The following is a 547-nucleotide window of genomic DNA, read 5'->3' as shown; positions in this document are numbered from 1 at the left end:
GCCTGGGAGGAGGGTCGCTGCGGGGGGTCGGAGCGGGTGGCTAGGGTGCTGGTATGACGCATGAGCACGCTGCCCCGGAGGGGCCCACGGTGTCCCAGCTCAGTGAGGGACAGCTGCTGGACGCCTTCCTCCCCGTGGCCACCACCGAGGGTCCGCACGTCCTGGTGGGGCCGGGGGACGACTGCGCTGTGGTCGCGGCCCCGGGAGGAAGCGTGGTGCTCACCACGGACACCCTGACCCTCGGACAGGACTTCCTCACCACGTGGCCCAGCGGCCGCCGCACCACGGGGGCGGACCTGGGCCGCAAGTGCGCCGCCCAGAACCTCGCGGACGTCGCGGGGACGGGAGCGGCACCCACGGCCGTCGTCGTGTCCCTCACCCTCCCCGGAAACACGCCCGTGCAGTGGGTGACGGACTTCGCGGAGGGGCTCTCACGGGCGTTCGAGGAGCTCGGGGCCACGGAGTGCGCCCTGGTGGGAGGCGACCTCGGCAGGGGGGAGGAGCTGTCTCTTATACCCATCTGACGCTGCCGACGAATTAGACGGTG

General features: G+C 72.0%; 1 protein-coding gene. It reads left to right on the top strand.

All coding sequences use genetic code 11. The features are described 5' to 3' along the window. Positions 1-53: 53 nt before the first annotated feature. Positions 54-524, top strand: a complete 471-nt coding sequence (locus tag CWC38_RS12735) for a thiamine-phosphate kinase (protein WP_121846904.1) — start codon at positions 54-56, stop codon at positions 522-524. The last annotated feature ends 23 nt before the right edge of the window (positions 525-547 follow it).

Source organism: Kocuria tytonicola (assembly GCF_003687455.1).
GTDB lineage: Bacteria > Actinomycetota > Actinomycetes > Actinomycetales > Micrococcaceae > Kocuria > Kocuria tytonicola.
Note: the sequence above shows the minus strand (reverse complement) of the source record. Positions and strands in the feature narration are given on the sequence as shown.

Excerpts from the sequence above, each read along its gene's own strand:
- CWC38_RS12735 (WP_121846904.1), top strand. The coding sequence starts at position 54 with ATGACGCATGAGCACGCTGCCCCGGAGGGGCCCACGGTGTCCCAGCTC.